We start from the raw sequence: 693 nt of genomic DNA, 5'->3' as shown, positions 1-693 counted from the left end.
ATCGCCATCGCCATCGCCGGTGACGGTGTTCGGGGGACCGCTTCATATCGGGCAACTGGCCTATTCAACTGCGTTCACCGGTGGTCCTTCCACTTGTTCTCCGGGATCGCTCGACCAAGAAGCTGTAATCAAATAGTCTCTTTCATCGTTGGAAGGATCTTGTAGTTCCACTCGCCGTGGAATGTCCCGCGTTCTATCGGGATTGATTCGCGTTGGATCTTGGTCACCTGGATCTTCGTGGAGTAGTCGGCGGGATCGAGTTCGCAGCGCACGACGAGGCCGGTGGTGGTGGTCGTGTTCGCGATGAGGCTGACGACAGTGGCGTAGGTCGTCAGCGGTCGACCGCGCCAGTTGATGCTGATTTGGGAGAACAACCGGTGCTCGATCTTGTTCCATTTGCTGGTGCCGGGCGGGAGATGGCAGACGAAAATCTCCAGGCCGGTCCTGGCTGCAAACGCCGCCAACTCTAGTTTCCACAGCCACGGCCGGTTTCCGTTCGACCCGCCGCAGTCCGCGGTAATCATCAGCCGGCGGGCGTTCGGATATTTCTCCCGACCCATCTCCTCCCACCACCTGCCGATCGAGGCGACAGCGAACTGCGACGTGTCGTGGTCGGTCCCGACCGACACCCAGGCAGAGTTGTCGGCAAGGTCGTAGACGCCGTAAGGAATCGCCTTCCCGTCGGCCAGGTGC

Annotated in this window: 1 protein-coding gene; it reads right to left on the bottom strand. The window is 60.3% G+C overall.

Annotated features, from left to right (window positions below):
* Positions 1-128 precede the first annotated feature (128 nt).
* Positions 129-693: ISAzo13 family transposase (locus U9978_RS15720; RefSeq protein ID WP_322761880.1), on the bottom strand; the 565-nt coding region annotated here is incomplete at its 5' end.

This window comes from Protofrankia sp. Cr2 (genome assembly GCF_963555885.1).
In the GTDB taxonomy this organism is placed as follows: domain Bacteria; phylum Actinomycetota; class Actinomycetes; order Frankiales; family Frankiaceae; genus Protofrankia.
The sequence above is the reverse complement of the archived record's forward strand: the minus strand, read 5'-3'. Positions and strand labels throughout refer to the sequence as shown.